Origin of the sequence: Streptomyces sp. NPDC017448 (assembly GCF_044330565.1) — a bacterium.
Lineage (GTDB): Bacteria > Actinomycetota > Actinomycetes > Streptomycetales > Streptomycetaceae > Streptomyces.
In genome coordinates this window covers 36633-59121 of the sequence record NZ_JBIRLM010000027.1, presented here as the reverse complement: position 1 = coordinate 59121, position 22489 = coordinate 36633, and the positions used below count along the sequence as shown (strand labels likewise).

19 protein-coding genes and 1 pseudogene are annotated in these 22489 nt (G+C 73.2%); 12 read left to right on the top strand and 8 right to left on the bottom strand.

Features of this window, described 5'->3' with window-relative positions:
* Nucleotides 1–7: 7 nt before the first annotated feature.
* Both ACH4K1_RS30710 and ACH4K1_RS30705 read right to left on the bottom strand, forming a co-directional pair.
* Nucleotides 8–360, bottom strand: a pseudogene (locus tag ACH4K1_RS30710) (hypothetical protein); the annotation flags it as partial.
* Between the two features lie 224 nt (nucleotides 361–584).
* Nucleotides 585–1001 carry an SsgA family sporulation/cell division regulator gene (locus ACH4K1_RS30705; RefSeq protein WP_398092805.1) on the bottom strand — a complete coding sequence of 139 codons (417 nt, stop codon included), beginning with the start codon at nucleotides 999–1001 and terminating at the stop codon, nucleotides 585–587.
* A gap of 235 nt (nucleotides 1002–1236) precedes the next feature.
* On the opposite strand from ACH4K1_RS30705, the gene ACH4K1_RS30700 reads away from it, so the two are divergent.
* The gene (locus ACH4K1_RS30700) at nucleotides 1237–2325 is read left to right on the top strand and encodes a WD40/YVTN/BNR-like repeat-containing protein (protein ID WP_398092804.1); all 1089 of its coding nucleotides are present in this window, start codon (nucleotides 1237–1239) and stop codon (nucleotides 2323–2325) included.
* A 45-nt stretch (nucleotides 2326–2370) separates the two neighbouring features.
* On the opposite strand, the gene ACH4K1_RS30695 is transcribed toward ACH4K1_RS30700, so the two are convergent.
* The 3 genes from ACH4K1_RS30695 to ACH4K1_RS30685 are packed head-to-tail and all read right to left on the bottom strand — an operon-like array spanning nucleotide 2371 to nucleotide 4997.
* Nucleotides 2371–3237 carry an alpha/beta fold hydrolase gene (locus tag ACH4K1_RS30695; RefSeq protein ID WP_398092803.1) on the bottom strand — a complete coding sequence of 289 codons (867 nt, stop codon included), beginning with the start codon at nucleotides 3235–3237 and terminating at the stop codon, nucleotides 2371–2373.
* Between the two features lie 52 nt (nucleotides 3238–3289).
* On the bottom strand, nucleotides 3290–3586 hold the full coding sequence (locus tag ACH4K1_RS30690) for a YciI family protein (protein ID WP_398092802.1): 297 nt from the start codon (nucleotides 3584–3586) through the stop codon (nucleotides 3290–3292).
* A gap of 10 nt (nucleotides 3587–3596) precedes the next feature.
* Nucleotides 3597–4997: an LRV domain-containing protein gene (locus ACH4K1_RS30685; RefSeq protein WP_398092801.1), complete on the bottom strand. Its 1401-nt coding sequence runs from the start codon at nucleotides 4995–4997 to the stop codon at nucleotides 3597–3599.
* 106 nt (nucleotides 4998–5103) lie between these two features.
* Here ACH4K1_RS30685 and ACH4K1_RS30680 point away from each other — a divergent pair, with 106 nt between their 5' ends.
* From ACH4K1_RS30680 to ACH4K1_RS30665, 4 genes are all read left to right on the top strand, one after another.
* Nucleotides 5104–5796, top strand: coding sequence for an endonuclease V (locus ACH4K1_RS30680; protein WP_398092800.1), 693 nt, complete (start codon nucleotides 5104–5106; stop codon nucleotides 5794–5796).
* Between the two features lie 49 nt (nucleotides 5797–5845).
* A complete protein-coding gene (locus tag ACH4K1_RS30675; protein ID WP_398092799.1) occupies nucleotides 5846–6283 on the top strand; it encodes a glutaredoxin domain-containing protein in 438 nt (145 codons plus the stop codon).
* A 79-nt stretch (nucleotides 6284–6362) separates the two neighbouring features.
* Nucleotides 6363–6506 (top strand): morphogenic membrane protein MmpA, encoded by a 144-nt coding sequence (mmpA, locus tag ACH4K1_RS30670; protein ID WP_228989307.1) that lies wholly within the window; start codon nucleotides 6363–6365, stop codon nucleotides 6504–6506.
* Nucleotides 6507–7117: 611 nt separating this feature from the next.
* Entirely contained in the window at nucleotides 7118–7834 is a 717-nt protein-coding gene (locus ACH4K1_RS30665) for a DUF4232 domain-containing protein (protein ID WP_398092798.1), read from the top strand.
* Nucleotides 7835–8145: 311 nt separating this feature from the next.
* On the opposite strand, the gene ACH4K1_RS30660 is transcribed toward ACH4K1_RS30665, so the two are convergent.
* On the bottom strand, nucleotides 8146–9336 hold the full coding sequence (locus ACH4K1_RS30660; RefSeq protein WP_398092797.1) for a saccharopine dehydrogenase family protein: 1191 nt from the start codon (nucleotides 9334–9336) through the stop codon (nucleotides 8146–8148).
* 207 nt (nucleotides 9337–9543) lie between these two features.
* Between ACH4K1_RS30660 and ACH4K1_RS30655 the strand changes: the two genes are divergently transcribed.
* The 4 genes from ACH4K1_RS30655 to ACH4K1_RS30640 are packed head-to-tail and all read left to right on the top strand — an operon-like array spanning nucleotide 9544 to nucleotide 15302.
* Nucleotides 9544–10683 (top strand): CaiB/BaiF CoA transferase family protein, encoded by a 1140-nt coding sequence (locus ACH4K1_RS30655; protein WP_398092796.1) that lies wholly within the window; start codon nucleotides 9544–9546, stop codon nucleotides 10681–10683.
* An 8-nt stretch (nucleotides 10684–10691) separates the two neighbouring features.
* On the top strand, nucleotides 10692–11834 hold the full coding sequence (locus tag ACH4K1_RS30650; RefSeq protein ID WP_398092795.1) for an acyl-CoA dehydrogenase family protein: 1143 nt from the start codon (nucleotides 10692–10694) through the stop codon (nucleotides 11832–11834).
* A gap of 43 nt (nucleotides 11835–11877) precedes the next feature.
* Nucleotides 11878–13092 carry an acetyl-CoA C-acetyltransferase gene (locus ACH4K1_RS30645; RefSeq protein ID WP_398092794.1) on the top strand — a complete coding sequence of 405 codons (1215 nt, stop codon included), beginning with the start codon at nucleotides 11878–11880 and terminating at the stop codon, nucleotides 13090–13092.
* A 38-nt stretch (nucleotides 13093–13130) separates the two neighbouring features.
* A complete protein-coding gene (locus ACH4K1_RS30640) occupies nucleotides 13131–15302 on the top strand; it encodes a 3-hydroxyacyl-CoA dehydrogenase NAD-binding domain-containing protein (RefSeq protein WP_398092793.1) in 2172 nt (723 codons plus the stop codon).
* A 36-nt stretch (nucleotides 15303–15338) separates the two neighbouring features.
* Here the strand turns inward: ACH4K1_RS30640 and ACH4K1_RS30635 are convergent, their stop codons facing one another.
* Nucleotides 15339–16070, bottom strand: a complete 732-nt coding sequence (locus ACH4K1_RS30635; protein WP_398092792.1) for a MerR family transcriptional regulator — start codon at nucleotides 16068–16070, stop codon at nucleotides 15339–15341.
* 288 nt (nucleotides 16071–16358) lie between these two features.
* On the opposite strand from ACH4K1_RS30635, the gene ACH4K1_RS30630 reads away from it, so the two are divergent.
* Nucleotides 16359–17279, top strand: coding sequence for an oxygenase MpaB family protein (locus ACH4K1_RS30630; protein ID WP_398092791.1), 921 nt, complete (start codon nucleotides 16359–16361; stop codon nucleotides 17277–17279).
* 99 nt (nucleotides 17280–17378) lie between these two features.
* Here the strand turns inward: ACH4K1_RS30630 and ACH4K1_RS30625 are convergent, their stop codons facing one another.
* Complete coding sequence (locus ACH4K1_RS30625; RefSeq protein WP_398092790.1) at nucleotides 17379–18944, bottom strand: M1 family metallopeptidase; 1566 nt, start codon at nucleotides 18942–18944, stop codon at nucleotides 17379–17381.
* A gap of 271 nt (nucleotides 18945–19215) precedes the next feature.
* Here ACH4K1_RS30625 and ACH4K1_RS30620 point away from each other — a divergent pair, with 271 nt between their 5' ends.
* Nucleotides 19216–20601: a M14 family metallocarboxypeptidase gene (locus tag ACH4K1_RS30620; protein WP_398092789.1), complete on the top strand. Its 1386-nt coding sequence runs from the start codon at nucleotides 19216–19218 to the stop codon at nucleotides 20599–20601.
* A gap of 73 nt (nucleotides 20602–20674) precedes the next feature.
* A complete protein-coding gene (locus ACH4K1_RS30615; protein WP_398092788.1) occupies nucleotides 20675–22462 on the top strand; it encodes a BCCT family transporter in 1788 nt (595 codons plus the stop codon).
* The last annotated feature ends 27 nt before the right edge of the window (nucleotides 22463–22489 follow it).

Sequence of the window (22489 nt, the reverse complement as noted above, 5' to 3'; positions counted from 1 at the left end):
CCCGACGCTAGGCGGGATACCCGACAGCTTCCGTCGCCTTTTCCCGGGCGTTCCACCAGCGGGGTCGACGGCCCTCGCGCACCGCCTCCGGCGCCCTGTCCCGCAGCGCGCCGTCGAGCCGGAGCCACCGGGTGACCCCCATCGACTCCAGGAACGGCACGTCGTGGCTCGCCACGATCAGCGCCCCCTCGTACGTCGCCAGCGCCTCGGTCAGCCGCCGTACGCTCGGCAGGTCGAGGCTGCTCGTCGGCTCGTCGGCTCGTCGAGCAGGAGCAGGCGGGGAGCCGGGTCGGCCGGCAGCAGCATGGCCGGCGTCGCCCGGAACCGCTCGCCGCCCGACATCTCCCCGACGGGGCGGTCGAGCCCGATGTGGCCGAGGCCGAGCCCGTCCAGGGCGGCGAGGGACCTCTCCTCGGCGTCCCAGTCGTCGCCGATCACCGCGAAGTGCTCCGGCCGGACGTCGCCCGACTCCACGGTGTGCACAGGACCTCAGATCAGCAACGTCCCCCTCCGATCGACGACGACAGGGACCGTCACGAAGGCAGGGCCGGGAAGCGGACCGGGCAAGGGGATTTACGGCGAGGTCAGCGGTCCTCGCCGAGCAGGCCGCTCAGCTCCCGGTCCACATCCAGGTACAGGTGCTCCTCGCCCTCCGGCACCAACTCCCGCGCCCGCTCCAGGAAGCGCCGCAGCTCCTCGGTGCGCACATGGACCATGGCGATGCCCTCGGGGGCGTGGAACTCCAGCACGGTCCGGTCGTACCCGAACGGCCGCACCCGTACGTCGCCCTCTCCCGCCGGGTCGTCCACCCCGGCGGCCAGCAGCTCGCGGGAGAACTCCCAGGACACCTCGGTGCCTTCCAGGGTCGCCGGGGCGGGGAACGCCATGCGGACGGCGAAGGGGTACTCCCGGTCGTAGCTGAGCATGGCGGGCAGGGTCTCCATCCGCGGGGCGGACGCGACCATGCGAGCCTGCACGGACTGCTCGATAACGCTGGACAAGACCTGCTCCCTCTCGCTGCTGGGTGAACGGTTCCCGGCACTGGAGTAGACGACGGAACCCTTCGTTTCGTGCACCGGCGCGCCGAGTGAGCTGCGTCACCGGTTCCGGCCGGTCCCGCCGCGCCTCCGCGCACCCCGCTCTCCTGCCCGTTCGGCGGCGACGCACCCTGGACGCGCCGGAACCCGTGGGCTAGCTTCCTGCGCCATGAAGGCGATGGGGAACACGAGACGGCTGATGGCACTGGTGACCGGCGGGGCGGCCCTGGCCGCCGCGCTGGTCGCACCGGGCGCGCACGCGGCGGGGGGCCACGGCGGAGAGGCGGTCTCCACGAAGCCCGCCGCCCGCGGCCCGCTGCCCGGCTGGAAACTCACCGACACCGGCACGGACTCCCGCTTCCGGGGGCTGGCGGCGGTCAGCCGCACCACCGCCTGGGTCGCCGGGTCGAAGGGCACGGTCCTGCGCACCGGCGACGGCGGCCGCACCTGGCGGGACGTCTCCCCCGCGGGGGCCGCCGGACTGGAACTGCGGGACATCGAGGCGTTCGACGGGAAGCGGGCCGTCGCCCTGGCCATCGGCGAGGGCGAGGCGTCCCGGGTCCTGCGCACCGAGAACGGCGGGGCGACCTGGACCGAGTCCTTCCGCAACACCGACCCGCGCGCCTTCTTCAACTGCCTGACCTTCTTCGACAGCCGGCACGGCCTCGCCGCGGGCGACCCGGTGGACGGGAAGTTCCGCCTCCTGTCCACGGCGGACGGCGGCCGCTCCTGGCGGGTCCTGCCGAACGCCGGGATGCCCACCGCCCTGCCCGGCGAGGCGGGGTTCGCCGCCAGCGGCCAGTGCCTGGTCGGCTCCGGCCCGAAGGACGTCTGGCTGACCACCGGGGGAGCGGAGACCGCTCGCGTCCTGCACTCCCGGGACCGGGGGCTGACCTGGACGGCGAGCGCGTCGACCCTCCCGGCGGGCGATCCGGCGCGCGGCGTCTTCGCCGTGGCCTTCCGCGACCGGGGCCACGGCATCGCGGTCGGCGGCGACTACCGCGCCGACCAGCCGTCGCCCCGGGCCGCCGCGGTGACCGGGGACGGCGGCCGGAGCTGGCGGCAGGCGGCCACGCCGCCGCCCGCCTACCGCTCCGGCGTCGCCTGGCTGCCGCACAGCCGCACCGCCGCCCTGGCGGTCGGCCCGACCGGCACCGACCTCACCCTGGACGGCGGGCGCACCTGGCGGACGGTCGATCCCGGTTCGTACGACACCGTCGACTGCACCCCGGACCTGGGCTGCTGGGCGGCGGGCGAGAAAGGACGGGTGGCCCGGCTGGGGTTCTAGGGCCGCCGGGTCCCTCGTAGGGCGGCCCCCACCAGCGGAGCCGCCCTACGAGGCGTCCAGCACCTCGCGCAGCCGCTCGGCGAACTCGTCGGGCTTGCCCGGGTAGCCGAACTCCCCGTCGACGAAACCGGCGTGGTGGCTCGGGAAGACGGCCACCCGCTGCCCGAGCAGCTCGGCGGCGGCGACGGACGTCCGCCCGGTCTGCACCGTCCGCGACTCCTCGCCCACGGCGATCACCACCCGCGTGGCCGCCGCGGCGATCGCCCCGGCGTCCGGCCGGTGGCCGCTGACCGCCCAGGACCGGTCGGACAGCAGCGGGTCCTCCCGGGAGCCGTCGTCCTCGGTGGGCATCCCGAACGCGGCGGGGTCGGGGGCCGGCTGCGCGAAGTACGCCTCGGTGAACTCGCCCTCCCACGACGTCATGGCCACGAACGCGGCCATCCCGGCGCCCCACCCGCGCGCCTCGTACGCGTCCCGGACCCCGGCCCGCGCCCGGACGGCCGCCGGTCCGTCCGGAGTGAGCGTGATGAGCGGCGGTTCGTGCGCGACGAGGGTCGCCACGTCGGCGGGGTGGCGCGCCACCAGGGCGAGGGCGGCGACCGCGCCACCGCTGCTGGCGAACATCTCGACCGGCCCCGCCCCCAGCGCCTCGACGACGGCGTGCACGTCGTCGGCCAGCAGCTCGGGCGTGTACTCCACCCGGCCGTCCTTGCGGGTGGAGCGGCCGAGCCCCCGGGGGTCGTAGGTGACGACGGTCCGGTCGGGGAAGCGCGCCGCCAGAGCGGCGAACCCGGTGGCGTCCATGGGGTGCCCGATCAGGACCAGCGGCGGACGCCCGTCGGCGGTGGGCAGGGGGCCGCGCACGTCGTACACGAGGTCGGCGCCGGCGGTGGTGAGTGTGTAGGTCTCCATACCCGTGCAGACCGGCCCCGCCCCCGAAACTCATCGGCGGCGGGGCCACCCGCTACGGCAGCCGCTGGCGGTGGGGGGCGAGCTCCGGCGCGGTCTTGGTGGCGATGAACTCGGTGATCCGGTACGCGCACACGCCGTGCGCCGCGAACGGGTCGGCCGCCGCGATCTCCTCGATCGCCGCCCGGTCCTCCCCGACGGCCAGGATCACCCCCCCGTCCCGCGGGTTCTTGCGGCCCGAGGCGATGAAGACGCCTGCCGCGTACTGCTCGTCCAGCCACGCGACGTGCTCCGCCATCAGGGCGTCGACGCGCTCGACCGGCGCGGTGTAGGTCAATTCGAGTACGAACATGATCGGCAGGTTACGGGATGCCGACCGCGGCGAGGACGGACTCCATGGCCGCGAGCGGCAGCGCGGGCCCCTCCGCCGCGGCCTCCGCGGTCTCGGGCTCGTGGAGGAGTTCGAGTAGCCGGGCCACCGGCAGCCGCGCGTCCCGGGCCATGACACCGCGGACCCCGGCCGAAGGGTCGTGGCTCAGCTGCTCGATCAGCTCCGCCGGGGCCTCCGGATCCCGCGCCACCAGCAGCCGCGCCCCCGGGTCCGGACTGTCCGCGAACCGCGCCAGCCCGACGCGCGGGAACCGCGGTCGGTCCAGCTGGTCGAAGCGGGTGATGAAGGGCGAGGCGAGCAGCGTCTCCAGCAGCAGCTCCCCGGGGGCCTCCGGATGGTTCTCGCACAGCAGCATCCGCACCACGAAGTCGTCGTCGGCCGCGAGCCGGGCCACCAGGTCGCCCGGCAGATGCGGGCTGTACGCGGCGAAGCGCCGCATCCCGAGGTGCGCGGACTCGGCGCACGCCCGCATGAGCACGGGATCGTCGAGCGACCGCATCACCCAGGGGGGCGGGCGGAGGATGTCGTCGGGGCCCACATGGTGATCGATCGCCGTCCGTTGTTCCTCGGTCAACTCCGGGCGCAGGGAGACCGCGAGGCGGACCGCCGGGGAGGTGTCGGAGGCGAGGGCCCGGACCAGCCGGTCCGGCAGACCGGGGTTGGCGGCGAGCCCCTGGCGTACGTCCTCGTCGCCGGTGGCGTACAGCCGCTCCGCGAGCCGGTCGGTGAGCACCGCGCCCGCCGCCGTCTCCCGCCGCTCCCACCCGGAGTCGGCCGCGGCCACCTGCTCCAGGATCTCGGCCGCCGAGCCGGGGACGACGCCGGTGACATGGCCGGCCGCCCGCCGCACCGCCGGGTCGGGGTCGTCCAGAAGCGGGCGCACCATCGCGTCCGGGGCGCCCCGCCAGTGGTACAGGGCGGAGGCGCGGACCTCGGCCTCCGGGTCCGCGAGCAGCAGCGCCCCCACCTCGTCCGGCACCGGCGCGAACATGCCGAGCCGGGCCCGCACCCCCCGGTCCCCGTCCCGGGCGAGACGGGCGCACACCTCGTCCGGCAAGGGGTCGGCCCTCCGCCACCGGCCGTGCACCTCCGGCCCGGCCGCCACCAGCCGGCGTACCCACGGGTCGGGGTCTCCGGCGAGCCGCGCCCGCTGCGCACCGGACGCGCCCGCGCCCGCCGCGAGGTAGCCGCGGACCTCCCGGTCGGGGTGGGAGGCCGCGGCGTCGCACACCGCGTCCGGCACCTCGGCGCGCTCGAAGACGGAACTCCGCAGCCGCCCCTCGGCGCCGTTCAGAATCCGCAGGAGCACCGCTTCCGGGGCGGCGGGATTGCGCGCCAGGCCGACGAGCCGTTCGAGGTCCGCTCTCTCCATCGCGCCAGTATGCGGAGCGGCCCGCACTTGGTGCACCCCCGGCGCCCGCGCACCTCGCCGCGCACCCGGTCGTGGTGCGGCTCCGGCGGCGCATAGGCTTCCCGGTATGACGAGCTCCCCCGCCCCCGCCCACGAGACACCCGCCGACGAAGCCGAGGGCCGGGCGGTCCAGGACCGGCTGCGTGACCGGGTGATCCTCGACGAGGTGGGGCCGGAGCCGGGAACGGGACTGGTCACCGGGGTGGACGTGGCCTACGACGAGGAGAAGGACGTCGTCGTCGCGGCGGCCGTGGTGCTGGACGCCGCGACGCTGGAGACGGTCGAGGAGGCCACCGCCGTCGGCAGGATCGTCTTCCCGTACGTGCCCGGCCTGCTGGCCTTCCGGGAGATCCCCACGGTGCTGGAGGCCCTGGCGGAGCTGAGCGTCGACCCCGGCCTCGTCGTCTGCGACGGCTACGGCGTGGCGCACCCGCGCCGCTTCGGACTCGCCAGCCACCTGGGCGTGCTCACCGGCCTGCCGGTGATCGGCGTCGGCAAGAACCCGTTCACCTTCACCTACGAGGCCCCCGGCCCCCGGCGCGGTGACTCCTCCCCGCTGCTGGACGGCGACGAGGTGGTCGGCCGGGCGCTGCGCACCCGGGAGAACACCAGTCCGGTCTTCGTCTCGGTCGGCCACCGCATCAGCCTCGACAACGCCTGCGCCCACACCCTCCGCCTGGCCGGCCGCTACCGGCAGCCGGAGAGCACCCGCCGGGCGGACGCCCTGTGCCGGCGGACCCTGCGGGAGGCCACCGCCTGAACGGGGCCGCTCGAAGGAGCGCCCCCGGACGGCGGTAGCGTGCCCCGGCATGAGACGCGTGTGGAGGCTGCCGGTCCTGTTCCTGCTGGCCGGTGCGGTCGCCGGGACGGCGTTCGCCCTCGGCGGCGACCCCGTCCCCGCCGTCGCGTTCCCGGGGCTGTTCGTCCTGTTCGCCGTCGTGAACTCGCCCCTGGTCTTCCCGCGCCGGGTTTCCGCCGCCGAGGCGCTGCGCCGCAGCGCCGCCGACGGCCGCCCGGTCGTCCACTGGCGCCCGGCCTGCACGTACTGCCTGCGGCTCCGCCTCCGGCTGGGCCGCGACGCCTCCCGGCTGCACTGGGTGGACATCTGGCGCGATCCGGCGGGAGCCGCAGCGGTGCGGGCGGCGAACGGCGGCGACGAGACGGTTCCGACCGTGGTCGTGGCCGGCCGGGCGTACACCAACCCGGACCCGGCGTGGGTGCGCGAGCAGTTGCCGCCGCCCGTGTGACGTCCCGGGCGGGGAACAGTCCTGCAACTGAGTACGCGTACGGATGGCATGGATCCGTACAACTGGGCAGGCTGAACACATGAACGCCACTCGCACAGCCGTCCGCCCCGTCTCCTTCGACCCGGCCCAGCGCCGCATGGCCCTCGGCATGCTCCTCGGGAGCGCCGCCGGGCTGGTCTGGCTGGGCGCGATGCTCTACACGCTGGTCGGCTGGGTCTTCTGACGCCCCACCCGGGACCGGGCGTGCCCCGCCCCGCGGGCCGCACACGGCCGACCGCGGCGAGCAGCTGCGCGCGGTCGAAGGCCGGGGATCTGCCCCCCTCTGGCTGTCGCGCCGCAGCCGGTGGCCCCACTGGTACGCCGGGATGGGGATCACGGCGCGGATAGCGCCCTTGCGTCAGTGCTCGCGAACGGCGCGTGAGGAGTACGCCCTGCCGTCAGGACCGTGTCCGGCCTGGGCCGGGGCCGCCCGAGTGGGCGAGGGACGCGAAGTCGGGCCGTCACGCCAGGGAAAGCGGGCGCGTCGCCGGCCTGGCCGGCGGTGAGAACGAAGGCCGGGGTCCGGCAGGGGGGCTCGGTGGCGAGACGGATCTTCGGGGTCAGTCCTCCCCGGGACCGGAGGGCCTGGTGCGGGGCGTGGTGATCGGAGTCGGACGAGGGCGGGTGCCGCCGTGTCGAGGGACGGCAGCGGACCGTAAGCGAAACGTCAGCCCGACATGAGCGGTGGGTGGGACGCTTCACGTGTCAGCAGGTCACGCGGGGTAGCGGCTCGCCGCGCGTTCCGGGCTGCGACTGCACCTCCGTACTCGGCCGCCATACACTCGGGGAATCCACATGCGTACGACGTTCCACTCCCGCAAGCGCACCGCCACCGTCGGTGCAGCACTCACCGCCGTCCTCGCCCTTGCCCTCACCGCCTGCAACGGTGATGACAACGCGTCGGGCAGCACGCAGGCCGGCCCCACCGCGTCGGCGGACGAGGCGGGCGGCACCGGCGGGGCGGGCCAGGCGGACCGGAGCGCCGACGCCGGCACCGGCGGGAGCGACCGGAGCGCCGACGCCGGCACCGGTGGAAGCGGCCGGAGCGCCGGCACCAGCACCGGGGACACCAGCGACGGCAAGGTCGACATGTGCCGCTCCGGCGTGCTTGACGCCACCGCCGCCGACAACACCACGGGCACGACGGAGGGCGTCGTCACCGTCACCTTCAAGAACGTCGCCGGCAGCGCCTGCCGCATCAGCGGCTTCCCGGGTGTCGATCTGAAGACGTCCCTGGGCGACACCCTCTCCCTGGACCGCAACGGCGAGCAGGCCATGCCGCAGATCCTCGAGGAGGGCGAGACGGCAGCCTTCACCATCACGTTCCCGGTCAACAACAGCGGTGGCTCCGGCGTGCGGCTGACCGACATGGTGGTGACACCCCCGAACGAGGTCGAGCCCTTCACCCTGACGTGGCCGGCGGGCACGCTCGCCGTCACCGACGACGAGGACGGCGCGAAGAAGATGGAGGTCAGCCCGGTGGGCAAGGTCAGCGACTCCCCGGCCGGCTGAGCCAGGCCCCACCCGTCGCCCCAGCGGGCGACGGGTTGCATGCCCCGCCGGCGGCGGACCTCCGCAGGCCGTGGGAGGAACCGGCCACACCCGCGCGGGCCCGGCGCGGTACTCGGCACCTCCGCCGAAGGCCGCCTGCCCGGCCCGAGCGCCGACATCCTCTCGGCGAGGCCCAGGGCAGCCCCCGGCCGCGGGAACAACGGGCCCACCCTGCGCTATGACGTGCGCGCAATCGGTGAACCAGGCTCCGCGAAGCGGCGGACGAAGAAGTCGACGACCCCTCGCCCACGCCGCACCGGTCAAAGACCACGTCAGCGCGCCGCCGCCACCCGGAACCGCAGCCCCGCCGCCGTCAGCCGCTCCAGGAGCGCGTCGCCCATGGCCACCGCCGTGGTGACCTGCCCGGAGGTCTCCGGCAGCTCGTCCAGCGCCAGGCACACCGCCGATTCGGCCAGGATCTTCGCCGTCTCCCCGTACCCCGGGTCGCCGCCGGACACCTCGGTGAACACGCGCCGCCCGCCGCCCTCCCCGACGAAGCGGACGGTGAACCAGCTCCGCTCCCGGCGTGCCTCGCTCGGCCCCTGCCCCGCCTCGTAACGCCCCATCAGCCACTCCCGTACGCCTTTCACCTGCGCGGCGGCCACCAGCGCGCCGATCGCCACCGGGGCGGCCAGGGCCATCGGCAGCGTCTTGACCGAGGCGAAGTGGCGGTAGCCGAAGTCGGGGCCGTACCGCTCCAGGGCCCGTGCGGAGCGGCCCACGATCGCCGGGTCCACCGTCGGCAGCGGCAGCGCCCAGGCGCCGACGGACCCGTTGAAGTGCGGTGAGCCCGAGGGGGTGCGGACCCGCCGGCCCACCAGGCGCGGTTCGTGCAGCCGGCGTTCGCGGGCTGCGGCCAGCATCTGCGGCCCCCGGCCGATCGCGGTCAGCGCCGAGGCGAAGGTGCCGCCTGAGAACACCGCGCTGGTCCGCACGAAGCCGTCCACGGTCAGCGGCACGCCCGCGGGAAGCTGCTTGACGGTGAACCAGACGCCGAGGTCGTGCGGTACCGAGTCGAAGCCGCAGGCGTGTACGAGGCGCGCCCCCGTCTCCCGGGCCCGCGCGTCGTTCTCCAGGTACATCCGGTCGATGAACTCCGCCTCGCCCGTGAGGTCGGCGTAGTCCGTCCCGGCCTCCGCGCAGGCGGCGACGAGCTTCTCGCCGTAACGGATGTACGGCCCCACCGTCGAGGCCACCACCCGCGTGGAGGCGGCCAGTTCGGCCAGCGCCGCCGCGTCGTCCGCGTCCGCCTCCACCAGGGGCAGCTCCGCGCAGACCGGGTCGATCGCGGTGAGCCGCCGGCGCAGCGCCTCCAGCTTGTCCCGGCTGCGACCGGCCAGCGCCCAGCGGAGTCCGGCCGGGGCGTGGGCCGCCAGGTACTCGGCGGTGAGCGTCCCCACGAAGCCGGTGGCGCCGAAGAGGACCACGTCCAAGGGGCGTGTCGCGCCGTTCTGCCTGTTCACGAGTACCTCCGCTGGGAGCCGTTGCCGACATGGCAGGCAGAGGGTAGCGGAGAGCCCGTGGCTCCACCCGGCCGGGCGGAGCCGGATGCGAGAGGATCGGAGCAAAGAACTAAGCGCTTGCTCGCCCCGGGGGGTTGTGCGGAGCCGGGCGCGTTCTTAGCATCATTGATGTTACATCGGTTGTGTCACACCCTTGGGGGCTCACAGATGGCGCAAGGCCCACCACCCGGGCACGGTCCGCTGACCGGTGTCCGGGTCGTCGAGCTGGCGGGCATCGGCCCCGGGCCGTTCGCCGCGATGCTGCTGGCGGACCTCGGCGCCGACGTCGTCCGCGTCGACCGGCCCGGCGGCCCGGCGCTCGGCATCGACCCGGCGTACGACCTCACCAACCGCAACAAGCGCTCCGTCCTCCTGGACCTCAAGAGCGACGAGGGGCCGGCCCGCGTCCTCGACCTCGCCGAACGCGCCGACATCCTCATCGAGGGCTACCGCCCCGGAGTGGCCGAACGGCTCGGCGTCGGTCCCGACGCCTGCCTCGCCCGCAACCCGAAGCTCGTCTACGGCCGGATGACCGGCTGGGGCCAGGACGGCCCGCTGGCCGAGCGCGCCGGGCACGACATCGCCTACCTCGCGCTCACCGGCACCCTGTCCATGATCGGCAAGCCGGACGAGCCGCCCACCGTCCCCGCCAACCTGGTCGGCGACTACGCGGGCGGCTCGCTCTACCTGGTCGTCGGCGTCCTCGCCGCCCTCCAGCACGCCCGCGCCCACGGGGAGGGGCAGGTCGTCGACGCCGCCATCGTGGACGGGGCCGCCCACCTCGCCTCGATGATCCACGGCATGCTCGCGGCCGGGAGCTGGCAGGACCGGCGCGGAGCCAACCTGTTCGACGGCGGCTGCCCGTTCTACGGCACCTACGCCACCTCCGACGGCGGCCACATGGCGGTCGGCCCGCTGGAGGGGCAGTTCTACGCGGAGTTCGTCCGGCTCCTCGGCATCGCCGACGCCTTCCCCGACCGCTGGGACCTCGCCCGCTGGGACGACCTGCGCGCCGCCGTCACCGCACGCTTCCTCACCCGTACCCGCGCCGAGTGGACCGAGGTCTTCGACGGCACCGACGCCTGCGTGGCCCCCGTCCTCTCGCTCACCGAGGCCCCGCACCACCCGCACCTCGCCGCCCGCTCCACCTTCGTCGAGCACGGCGGCCAGACCCAGCCCGCCCCCGCACCCCGCTTCTCGGCCACCCCCGTCTCCGTCCGCAGCGGACCCGCGCGGCCGGGCGCCGACACGGACGCCGTCGCCGCCGACTGGGACGTACCGGGGCTCCGGCCCCCCTCTCACGACTAGGAGACCCCGTGCAACGGCAGATCTTCACCGAGGAACACGACGCGTTCCGTGAGACCGTCCGGGCCTTCCTGGCCAAGGAGGTCCTTCCGCACTACGAGCAGTGGGAGCAGGACGGCATCGTCTCCCGCGACGCCTGGCTCGCCGCCGGACGTGCCGGACTGCTGGGCCTCGCCGTCCCGGAGGAGTACGGGGGCGGCGGCAGCGACGACTTCCGCTACAGCGCCGTCCTGGCCGAGGAGTTCACCCGGGCCGGGGCCGCCGGGCTCGCCATCGGCCTGCACAACGACATCATCGGCCCCTACCTCACCGGCCTCGCCACCGACGAGCAGAAGCGCCGCTGGCTCCCCGGCTTCTGCTCCGGCGAGACCATCACCGCCATCGCCATGACCGAGCCGGGCGCGGGCTCCGACCTCCAGGGCATCCGCACCACCGCCGAGGACAAGGGCGACCACTGGCTGCTCAACGGCTCCAAGACCTTCATCTCCAACGGCATCCTCGCCGACCTGGTGATCGTCGTCGCGAAGACCACCCCGGAGGGCGGGGCCAAGGGCCTCTCCCTGATCGTCGTCGAGCGCGGCGCGGAGGGCTTCGAGCGCGGCCGCAACCTCGACAAGATCGGCCAGAAGTCCCAGGACACCGCCGAGCTGTTCTTCAACGACGTCCGCGTCCCCAAGGAGAACCTGCTCGGGACGCGCGACGGCGCGTTCCTCCACCTGATGACCAACCTGGCCCAGGAGCGCATGGGCATAGCGGTCGCCGGGATCGCCGCCGCCGAACACCTGCTGGAGATCACCACCCGGTACGTCAAGGAGCGCGAGGCGTTCGGGCGTCCGCTGGCCAAGCTCCAGCACATCCGCTTCGAGATCGCCGAGATGGCCACCGAGTGCGCCGTCACCCGCACCTTCCTCGACCGGTGCATCGTCGACCACTCCGACGGCGTCCTGGACGCCGTGCACGCCTCCATGGCCAAGTGGTGGGCCACCGAACTGCAGAAGCGCGTGGCCGACCGCTGCCTCCAACTCCACGGCGGCTACGGCTACATGAGTGAGTACCAGGTCGCCAAGGCGTTCACCGACGGCCGTATCCAGACCATCTACGGCGGCACGACCGAGATCATGAAGGAGATCATCGGCCGCTCGCTGCTCGCCTGACCCCCCTCACTCCGCCGTCCATCACCCCCGAAAGGCTGCTGTCTTGAGTACCGAAGCATTCGTCTACGACGCGATCCGCACCCCGCGCGGCCGCGGCAAGGCCAACGGAGCCCTGCACGGCACCAAGCCGATCGACCTCGTCGTCGGCCTCATCCACGAGATCCAGGGCCGCTTCCCGGAGCTCGACCCGGCCGCCATCGACGACATCGTCCTCGGCGTGGTCAGCCCGCTCGGCGACCAGGGCTCCGACATCGCCCGTATCGCCGCCATCGCGGCCGGGCTGCCCGACACCGTCGCCGGGGTCCAGGAGAACCGCTTCTGCGCCTCGGGGCTGGAAGCGGTCAACCTGGCCGCCGCCAAGGTCCGTTCGGGGTGGGAGGACCTGGTCCTGGCCGGGGGCGTCGAGTCGATGTCCCGGGTGCCGATGGGCTCGGACGGCGGGGCCTGGGCGATGGACCCGATGACCAGCTTCGAGACCGGCTTCGCCCCGCAGGGCATCGGCGCCGACCTCATCGCCACCATCGAGGGCTTCAGCCGCCGCGACGTCGACGAGTACGCCGCCCTCTCCCAGGAGCGCGCCGCCGCGGCCTGGAAGGACGGCCGCTTCGCCCGCTCCGTCGTCCCCGTCAAGGACCGCAACGGCCTGCTCGTCCTCGACCACGACGAGCACATGCGCCCCGGCACCACCGCCGACTCGCTCGCCGGACTGAAGCCGTCCTTCGCGGGCATCGGCGAGATGGGCGGATTCGACGCGGTGGCGCTCCAGAAGTACCACTGGGTCGAGAAGATCGACCACGTGCACCACGCGGGCAACTCCTCCGGCATCGTGGACGGCGCCGCCCTCGTCGCCATCGGCTCCCAGGAGGTCGGGGAGCGCTACGGCCTCACCCCGCGCGCCCGGATCGTCTCCGCCGCCGTCTCCGGCTCCGAGCCCACCATCATGCTCACCGGCCCCGCCCCCGCCACCCGCAAGGCGCTCGCCAAGGCCGGGCTGACCATCGACGACATCGACCTCGTCGAGATCAACGAGGCCTTCGCCGGGGTCGTCCTGCGCTTCGTCAAGGACATGGGCCTCTCCCTGGACAAGGTCAACGTCAACGGCGGAGCCATCGCGCTCGGCCACCCGCTCGGCGCGACCGGCGCGATGATCCTCGGCACCGTCATCGACGAACTGGAGCGCCGCGACCAGCGGTTCGGACTGGTCACCCTCTGCGTCGGCGGCGGCATGGGCGTCGCGACCGTCGTCGAACGCATCTGACCCGCCCCGGCCCATCTGCTTACGGAGAAGACACCCACATGAGCGAGAGCACGACCATCCGCTGGGAACAGGACGAGACCGGCGTCGTCACACTCGTCCTCGACGACCCCAACCAGTCCGCCAACACGATGAACCAGGCGTTCAAGGACTCCATCGCGGCCGTCGCGGACCGCGCCGAGGCCGAGAAGGACACCATCCGCGGCATCATCTACACCTCCGCGAAGAAGACCTTCTTCGCCGGCGGCGACCTCAAGGACATGATCAAGGTCGGCCCGGAGAACGCGCAGGCCGTCTTCGACGCCGGAACCGCGATCAAGAAGTCGCTCCGCCGCATCGAGACCCTCGGCAAGCCCGTCGTCGCCGCCATCAACGGCGCGGCCCTCGGCGGCGGTTACGAGATCGCGCTCGCCGCGCACCACCGGGTCGCCCTCGACGCCCCCGGCTCCCGCATCGGCCTCCCCGAGGTCACCCTCGGCCTGCTCCCGGCGGGCGGCGGCGTCACCCGGACCGTACGCCTCATGGGCATCACGGACGCCCTGCTCAAGGTGCTCCTCCAGGGCACCCAGTACACCCCGCGCCGGGCGCAGGAGAACGGCCTCGTCCACGAGGTCGCCGCCACCCGGGAGGAGATGATCGAGAAGGCCCGCGCCTTCATCGACGCCCACCCCGAGTCCCAGCAGCCCTGGGACGTCAAGGGATACAAGATCCCCGGCGGCACCCCCTCGAACCCCAAGTTCGCCGCCAACCTCCCGGCGTTCCCCTCCAACTTGAAGAAGCAGATCGCGGGCGCGCCCATGCCGGCGCCGCGCAACATCCTCGCGGCGGCCGTCGAGGGCTCCCAGGTCGACTTCGAGACCGCCCTGACCATCGAGGCCCGGTACTTCACCGAGCTGGTCACCGGCCAGGTCTCCAAGAACATGATCCAGGCGTTCTTCTTCGACCTCCAGGCCGTCAACTCCGGCGCCAACCGGCCCAAGGGCGTCCCCGAGCGCCCCGTGCGCAAGGTCGCCGTGCTCGGCGCCGGGATGATGGGCGCGGGCATCGCCTACTCCTGCGCCAAGGCCGGGATCGAGGTCGTCCTGAAGGACGTCACCACCGAGGCGGCCGCCAAGGGCAAGGCGTACAGCGAGAAGCTGCTCGCCAAGGCGCTCTCCCGCGGCCGTACGACGGAGGCGAAGCGCGACGAGCTGCTGGCCCGGATCACCCCGACCGGGGACGTGTCCGACCTCGCCGGCTGCGACGCGGTCATCGAGGCCGTCTTCGAGGACACCGCCCTCAAGCACAAGGTGTTCCAGGAGATCCAGGACGTCGTCGAACCGGACGCGCTGCTCTGCTCCAACACCTCGACCCTCCCGATCACCGTGCTGGCCGAAGGCGTCGCGCGCCCCGCCGACTTCATCGGGCTGCACTTCTTCTCACCCGTCGACAAGATGCCGCTCGTCGAGATCATCAAGGGCGAGCACACCGGCGACGAGGCCCTGGCCCGCGCCTTCGACCTCGTACGGCGCATCAAGAAGACGCCGATCGTCGTCAACGACTCGCGCGGCTTCTTCACCTCGCGCGTCATCGGCCAGTTCATCAACGAGGGCGTCGCCATGGTCGGGGAGGGCGTCGAGCCCGCCTCGATCGAGCAGGCCGCCGCCCAGTCCGGCTACCCGGCCAAGGTCCTCTCCCTGATGGACGAGCTGACCCTGACCCTGCCCCGCAAGATCCGCGACGAGACGAAGCGGGCGGTGGAGGAGGCCGGCGGCGCCTGGCCCGGCCACCCCTCCGACGGGGTCATCGACCGGATGATCGACGAGTTCGGGCGACCGGGCCGCAGCGGGGGAGCGGGCTTCTACGACTACGACGAGGACGGCAGGCGCACCGGCCTCTGGCCCGGACTGCGCGAGCACTTCACCCAGCCCGACGCGGACGTGCCGTTCGAGGACATGAAGGAGCGGATGCTCTTCTCCGAGGCCCTGGACAGCGTCCGCTGCCTGGAGGAGAACGTCCTCATCTCCGTCGCCGACGCCAACATCGGCTCCATCATGGGCATCGGCTTCCCGCCGTGGACCGGCGGCGTGCTCCAGTACATCAACGGGTACGAGGGCGGGCTGCCCGGCTTCGTGGCCCGCGCCCGCGAACTCGCCGAGCGCTACGGCGACCGCTTCCTGCCGCCCGCACTGCTGGTGGAGAAGGCGGAGAAGGGCGAGACCTTCCACGACTGAGCCGCCGACCGGCGCCCGCCCGGGCCGCGTCCACCGTCACTCGGCGGTGAACGCGGCCCGCAGCTCCTCCTTGAGCGACCGCTGGAACGCCGTCACCAGCGCCTGCACCACGATCGGCTGCATATGGGCCGACAGCGACTTCATCGCCGCCACATGCTCCGGATCCCCCTCCCGCTCCCGGTAGGGGTTCCACACCTCGTCCCGGAACAACCGGGTCATCTCCTGCGCGGCCGAGTGGGTGTGCTCCAGCAGCACGGTCCGCGCCGCGAGGATCGTCTCGTGCGCGATCGGCACGTCCAGCAGCTCCACCCCGAGCCGCAGCAGCCCCAGATCCACCCGGAACTCCCCGCCGGGCTCCTGCGGCTCCACCAGCACCCCTATCGCCGCCAGCCGCTCCACGTCCTCCTCCGTGAGCGCCCGCCCGGCCCGCCGCTCCAGCTCCGCCCGGGAGAAGTCCTCGGTCTGGTCCGGCGCCCAGGACGCGACCAGCGCCCGGTGGATCGCCAGGTCGTGGGCGCTCAGGTCGGGCGGCAGCTGCTCCAGGTACCGTTCGATCGCCGCCAGCGTCATGCCCTGCTGCTGGAGCTCCTCGATCAGCGCGAGCCGGGAGAGGTGGTCGGGCCCGTAGTGGCCGACCCGGCGCGGACCGATCACCGGGGGCGGCAACAGGCCCCGGGTGCTGTAGAACCGCACCGTGCGCACGGTGACCCCGGCCCGTGCCGCCAGCTCGTCCACCGTGAGCGTCGGCCCGTCGGTCCCCGTCGCCATCTCTGCTCCCGCCGGTCGAATCCTCGGATCGGACAGTTCCGCTGTCTCACCACTTCTGTGAAAGTCTCCGGCACCACGGCCCCGGCGTCCACCCCGGGCCCGTTGTCAGTGGCCGCCCGCCGGCCGCCGACGTAATGGTGACGGCGTACGGCCACGGCCGGGCGCGCCGCCCGCCTGCCCGCCCGCCGTTCCCGGCCCCCGGCCCTCCCGGGTATTCCGGAGCGAGGGACCATGGAGGGAAGGGCACGGGCAGCGCACGGCAGGCCCGCCGGGACCACGGGAGCACGGATGAGCAGCGCGGAACGCGCGACGGAGCGTTCACCGGCGCCCCGGGACCCTCGCGGCAACGGTGTGAACGAACCCGCGCCGCCTCCGCCCGGCGGCGTGCTCTGGAGCCTGGCCGGGGACGTCCGCGCCCTGCTGATGCTCCCCGCCGCCCTCACCCTCCAGGTCGCCCACCCGGCCGTCGGCGCGGGCGTGGACGAGCACTCCGTCTTCCGTACGGACCCGTGGGGGCGCGGCGAACGCTCGCTGCGCTCGCTCCAGCTCTGGGTGTACGGCGGAGCGGAGGCGGCCGAGGAGGGGCGCAGGCTGCGCGTGCTGCACCGCACCATCCGGGGCACCGACACCCGGGGCCGCCCCTACCACGCGCTGACGCCCGCCAACTACGCCTGGGTGCACGCCACCGGCTTCCCCGTCTACCGGCACGCCGCCCGCTATCTGATCCGGCCCATGACCCCCGCCCAGGAGCGCGCCCTCTACCGGGAGTGGCTCCAGGTCGGCCGGATCCTCGGCATCCACGACCGGGACATGCCGCAGACCGTCGAGGAGTTCTGGCCGTACTGGAGGAAGATGCTCGCCGAGGAGATCGAGGCGACCGCCGTCGTCCGTGAACTCGTCGCCACCGACCAGCCCGTACCGCCGCCGGACCGGGGGCCGTGGCCGTTGAGGCCCCTGCTGCGCGTGCTGTGGCCGGTGCTCCTGCCGCCGCTGGCCCGCTTCCGGAGGTTCGTCACCATCGGCCTCATGCCCCCCGACGCCCGCGCGGCGATCGGCCTGCCCTGGACCGCCGCCCAGGAGAAAAGGCTGCGCCGGACGTGCGCGGTGCTGCGGGCCGTGGTCCCGGCCCTGCCCGAGCGGCTGCGCTACCTGCCGAGGGCGCGGGCGGCGCGGGCGGCGTGGACCGTCGAGGCGCGCCGGAACGGCTGAGCGCCCAGGGAGCCCCCGGGGCCGGGGGCGTCCCGCGGACCCGGTCGAGATCCGCCGGACGCCCCCGGCCGCCCCGACGCGCCTCGGCGTCGGTCGCCGTCAGCGGTGGTCGCGACCCGGGCGCCCGTCGGCCGCGTCATGGCGGTGGCCCCGGTCGCCGTGGTCGTGCACGGTGTTGGTCGCCGCGATCTTCTTCCAGGACGCCGGGCGCTCGACCTTCGGCGCCCAGCGCGCCGACAGCGCCTCCTCCGACAGCCCCGCCCCGGCCGCCGCCGGTCCGGCCGGCCGCGACGGCCGGTACAGCCAGGTGTCGAAGAGGGCGGCGAGCGGCTTGCCCGAGACCTGTTCGGCGTACCGGAGGAAGTCGCCCACGTTCGCGTTGGAGTGGGCGCGCTCGGTCGGCCAGCCCTTCAGCAGCTCGAAGAACACCTCGTCGCCGACCTCGTTGCGCAGCGCCTGGAGCGCCAGCGCGCCCCGGTCGTAGACGGCGATGTCGAACTGGTTGTCCGGGCCGGGGTCACCCGGCTTCACCTTCCAGAAGGGATCGTCGGCCGGGTGCTGCGCGTACGTGTAGTCCGCCAGCTCCTGCGCCGTGCCCTCGCCCTCCTTCTCCGACCAGAGCCACTGGCTGTAGCGGGCGAAGCCCTCGTTGATCCAGATCTCCTTCCAGCCGTCGACCGACACGCTGTTGCCGTACCACTGGTGGGCGAGCTCGTGCACGACGACGGAGACGTTGGCGCCGTTCGCGAACTGCCTCGGACTGTAGAAGGGCCGGGTCTGGGTCTCCAGGGCGAAGCCGCTCTTCACGTTCGGCACGTAGCCGCCGAGCGCGTTGAACGGGTACGGGCCGAACACTCCGGTCAGCCATTCGGCGACCTCGGTGCTCCGCTCGATGCTCGCGCGGGCCGCCCCGGCGTTGGGGCCGAGGTCCTTGCTGTAGGCGTTGAGGACCGGCAGGCCGTCGGCCGTCCTGTCGGTGGTGATGTCGAACCGGCCGATCGCCAGCGTCGAGAGGTACGTGGCCTGCGGCTTGTCCGAGCGCCAGTTGAACCGGGTCCAGCCGAGCTTCGAACTCTGCGACTGGAGGACGCCGTTGCTGATGGCCTGGGTGCCGTCGGGCACGGAGACCGAGATGTCGTACGTGGCCTTGTCGAGCGGGTGGTCGTTGCTCGGGTACCACCACACGGCCGACTCCGGCTCCTGCGCGGCGACCCCGCCGTCCGGGGTCCGCGCCCAGGCGGTCCAGCCGCCTATCTTCAGCTCGGAGGGCTTTCCGGCGTACCGGACGACCACCGAGACGGCCCTGCCCTTCGCGAGCGGAACCGCCGGGGTGACCTCCAGCTCGTGGTCGCCGCTGGTGGCGAACCCGGCCTTCCTGCCGTTCACCCGCACCTCGGACACGTCGAGCCCGAAGTCGAGGTTGAAACGGGACAGCTCCTGCGTGGTGGTGGCGAGGATCGTCGCCGTGCCCTCCAGAAGGTCGGTCGTGGGCTGGTACTTCAGCCGCAGGTCGTAGTGGGAGACGTCGTAGCCGCCGTTCCCGCTCGCCGGGTAGTAGGGGTCGCCGATGCCCGGGGCGCCCACGGTCCCCGGTGCTGCCGCTGCCGGGATCGCCAGCAGGAGGGTGGCCGCCAGTGCGGTGGGGACGATGAATCTGCGGTGCACGCAAGCTCCACATGGTCGGGCCGGATGGTCTTCCGGCCGGTCGCCACGAGGCTAAGCAGCCGTCGGAGCGGTACGGGTTGTTCCGGGTACTTCTGTCACACGATCGCCATTCCCTCGTCACGGACGACGACGCGCGACCGGGCGACCGGCAGTGATCACCCCCTGTTGCACAGGAGTTGACCGGGGTAACGTCCGCACTTCGCCGACAGACCGACAGACCGACGGGGCGTCACGGTGTTCCGTCCCCTCATGCCCCGGGAGGCAGCCGCCGATGACCCCACGCGTCGCCCGCGCACTCCGCATGCTCAGCCCGCACCCGTGGCTCGCACCGGTCGCAGGCGCCACGGCCGCCGGACCGGCGACATCGAGCGGAGGAGCGCGGACGGTTCGCCGGACGGCGGTGGCGGCGGTGATCGCCGCTCTCGCCCTCCCGCTCGCCATCGCCCCCGCCGAGGCGGCGCACCGCCCGCCGCGCACCGGCTTCGAGATGAGCGAGGGGCGGCGCTGGACGGGTGAGGCGGAGGAACGGGACTTCCTCGCCGCGGTGGACCGGGGGAGCGGCCGGGTCTCCGTGGAGCGCGTCGGGACCACCGCTCAGGGCCGCCCCCTGCGGCTCGTGCGGATGGGGCGGGAGCGGCCCGGCGCCACCACCGTGCTGCTGGTCTGCGGCCAGCACGGGGACGAGCCGGCCGGGCGCGAGGCGTGTCTGACCACGGTCCGCGACCTCGCGTTCGCCGAGGACCGGGCGACCCGCGCCCTCCTCTCCCGTACGACGCTGCTGGTGCTGCCCACGGCCAACCCGGACGGGCGCGCCGCCGACACCCGGGGCAACGCGGCCGGGATCGACGTCAACCGCGACCACATCGCGCTGAAGACCGCCGAGGCGCGGGCCGTCGCCGCCGTGGTGCGCGACGAACAACCGCAGGTGATCTACGACTTGCACGAGTACGGTGCGACCCCGCCGTACTACGACAAGGACCTGTTCGCCCTCTGGCCGCGCAACCTCAACGTCCACGCCCGGGTCCACGACGCCTCGCACACGCTCTCGGAGCGCTATGTCCGCCCCGCCGCGACGGCGGGCGGCTACACCAGCGGCCACTACGGCATCTGGACCGACCCGGCCACCGGGGAGCCCGTCAAACAGGTGGCGGGCGACGGCCAGGAGCGCATCCTGCGCAACGTCTCCGGCCTCAAGCACGCCGCCGGCCTGCTCGTCGAATCCCGGATCGACGCGTTGGGCGACGCGGAGAAGGCGGACCCGGCCCGCAACCACCGCCGCCGGGTCGCCTCCCAGCTCACCGCGCTCGGCGGCCTCCTCGACTTCGCCGACGAGCAGCGCGCCCGGCTCCGTGCGGCTACCGCGCTCTCGCGCCTGGCCGGTCTCGCCGACCGGGGGCCCGTCTACCTCGGCGGCGCGGACAACGATCCGGCCGGGCCCTCCGAGACCCTCGCCGACCCGCCGTGCGGTTACCGGCTGGACGCCGCCCAGTACGCGGAGGTGCGGGACGAGTTGGCCCTCCACGGGGTCACAGTCCGGCCGGAGCGGAATGGCGTGTTCGTGCCCCTCCGGCAGTCGGCTCGATCCCTGATTCCCCTGCTCCTCGATCAGCGAGCGACATATCACCTCGTAAACGGTCAAGCCACAACTGCTTGTTGATCCTTCGAGATCCTGGGCAGGTGTGGTACTGCCTACGAAGAGCGTTTTTCGGACTCGGTGAAAGGTGCCATTTGTGTCCCAGGACGACCAGACAGCGGAGGGGCGGGAAGGGCTGGCGGTCACAGCCGACCTTCCCCCCGAACCGGTCAGCGCCAGAGCGCCCACCACCGACCGAGTGGTGTTCGGTGTCACGGCCGTCCTCACGCTCGCCTTCGTCGTGTGGGGGGCGACGGCCACGGACTCCCTGGAGAGCGTGTCCAGCACGCTGCTGGAGGGGTTGATCCACAACGGCGGCTGGGCCTTCATGCTGACCGCCTCGGGCTTCGTCGTCTTCGCGCTGTGGCTGGCCATCAGCCGGTACGGCAAGATCCGCCTGGGGCAGGAGGCCGAGAAGCCGGAGTTCCGGACCACCTCCTGGGTCGCCATGATGTTCAGCGCCGGCATGGGCATCGGGCTGATGTTCTACGGCGTGAGCGAGCCGCTCGCCCACTTCCGCACCCCGCCGCCCGGCACCGACCCCGCCACCGCGGCCGAAGCCCAGCAGACGGCCATGGCCACCACCCTCTTCCACTGGACGCTGCACCCCTGGGCCATCTACGCCGTGGTCGGGCTGGCCATCGCGTACAGCGCCTACCGGCGGCGCCGGCGGCAGACGATCAGCGCCGTCTTCGAGCCCCTGATCGGCAAGCGGCACGCCTACGGCGGCTTCGGCCGCTTCATCGACATCCTGGCCATCTTCGCCACCCTGTTCGGCTCCGCCGCCTCGCTCGGTCTCGGGGCGCTGCAGATCGGCAGCGGCTTCGAGGAGCTGGGCTGGATGGAGAAGACCGGCACCGGCCTGCTGGTCGCCGTCATCGCCGCGCTGACCGTCTGCTTCGTCCTCTCCGCGGTCTCCGGCGTCGAGAAGGGCATCCAGTGGCTGTCCAACACCAACATGGTGCTGGCCCTGCTCCTGGTGGTCTTCGTCTTCGTCGCGGGCCCCACGATCATCGTGCTCGACCTGCTGCCCACCTCCATCGGCGCGTACCTCAGCGACCTCGGGCAGCTCGCCGGGCGCACCGAGGCCACGGGCGGCGGCGACGTCGCGGACTGGCTCGGCAGCTGGACGGTCTTCTACTGGGCCTGGTGGATCTCCTGGACGCCCTTCGTCGGCATGTTCATCGCCCGGATCAGCCGCGGCCGCACGATCCGCCAGTTCGTCGGCGGCGTCATCCTGGTGCCCAGCACCGTCAGCCTGATCTGGTTCGCCGTCTTCGGCGGCTCGGCCATGAAGCTGGACGAGGCCGGCAGGCTCCAGGGCGCCGACACCCCCGAGGCGCAGCTGTTCGGCGTTCTCCAGGAGTTCCCGATCGCCACGGTCACTTGCATCCTCGTGATGGTCCTGGTCGGCATCTTCTTCGTCTCCGGCGCCGACGCCGCCTCGATCGTCATGGGCACCCTCTCGCAGAAGGGCGTCCTGGAACCCGGCACGTGGGTCGTCGTCTTCTGGGGCGTCGTGACGGGGGCCGTGGCCGCGATCATGCTGCTCATCGGCGAGGGCAAGGACAACGCGCTCCAAGGGCTCCAGAACCTCACCATCCTGGTGGCGGCCCCCTTCGTCATCGTGATGCTCGGGATGTGCGTGGCCCTGATGCGGGACCTGCGCAAGGACCCGCAGATCGTCCGCCGGGAGTTCGGCGTGGAGGCGGTCGAGTCCGCGGTGATCGAGGGGCACGCCAAGTACGACGGCGACTTCGAGATCCGCATCGGCCCCGGCACCACGCCGGTCACGGACGAGCGCCACCAGCACGAGTCCGGCGGCTCGGGCTCCACGGCCACCTCCGCCCTCTCCACGGAGAAGAAGGAGCGGCCCGCCGACTGACTCTGTAGCCGCTCAGCCGCTCAGCCG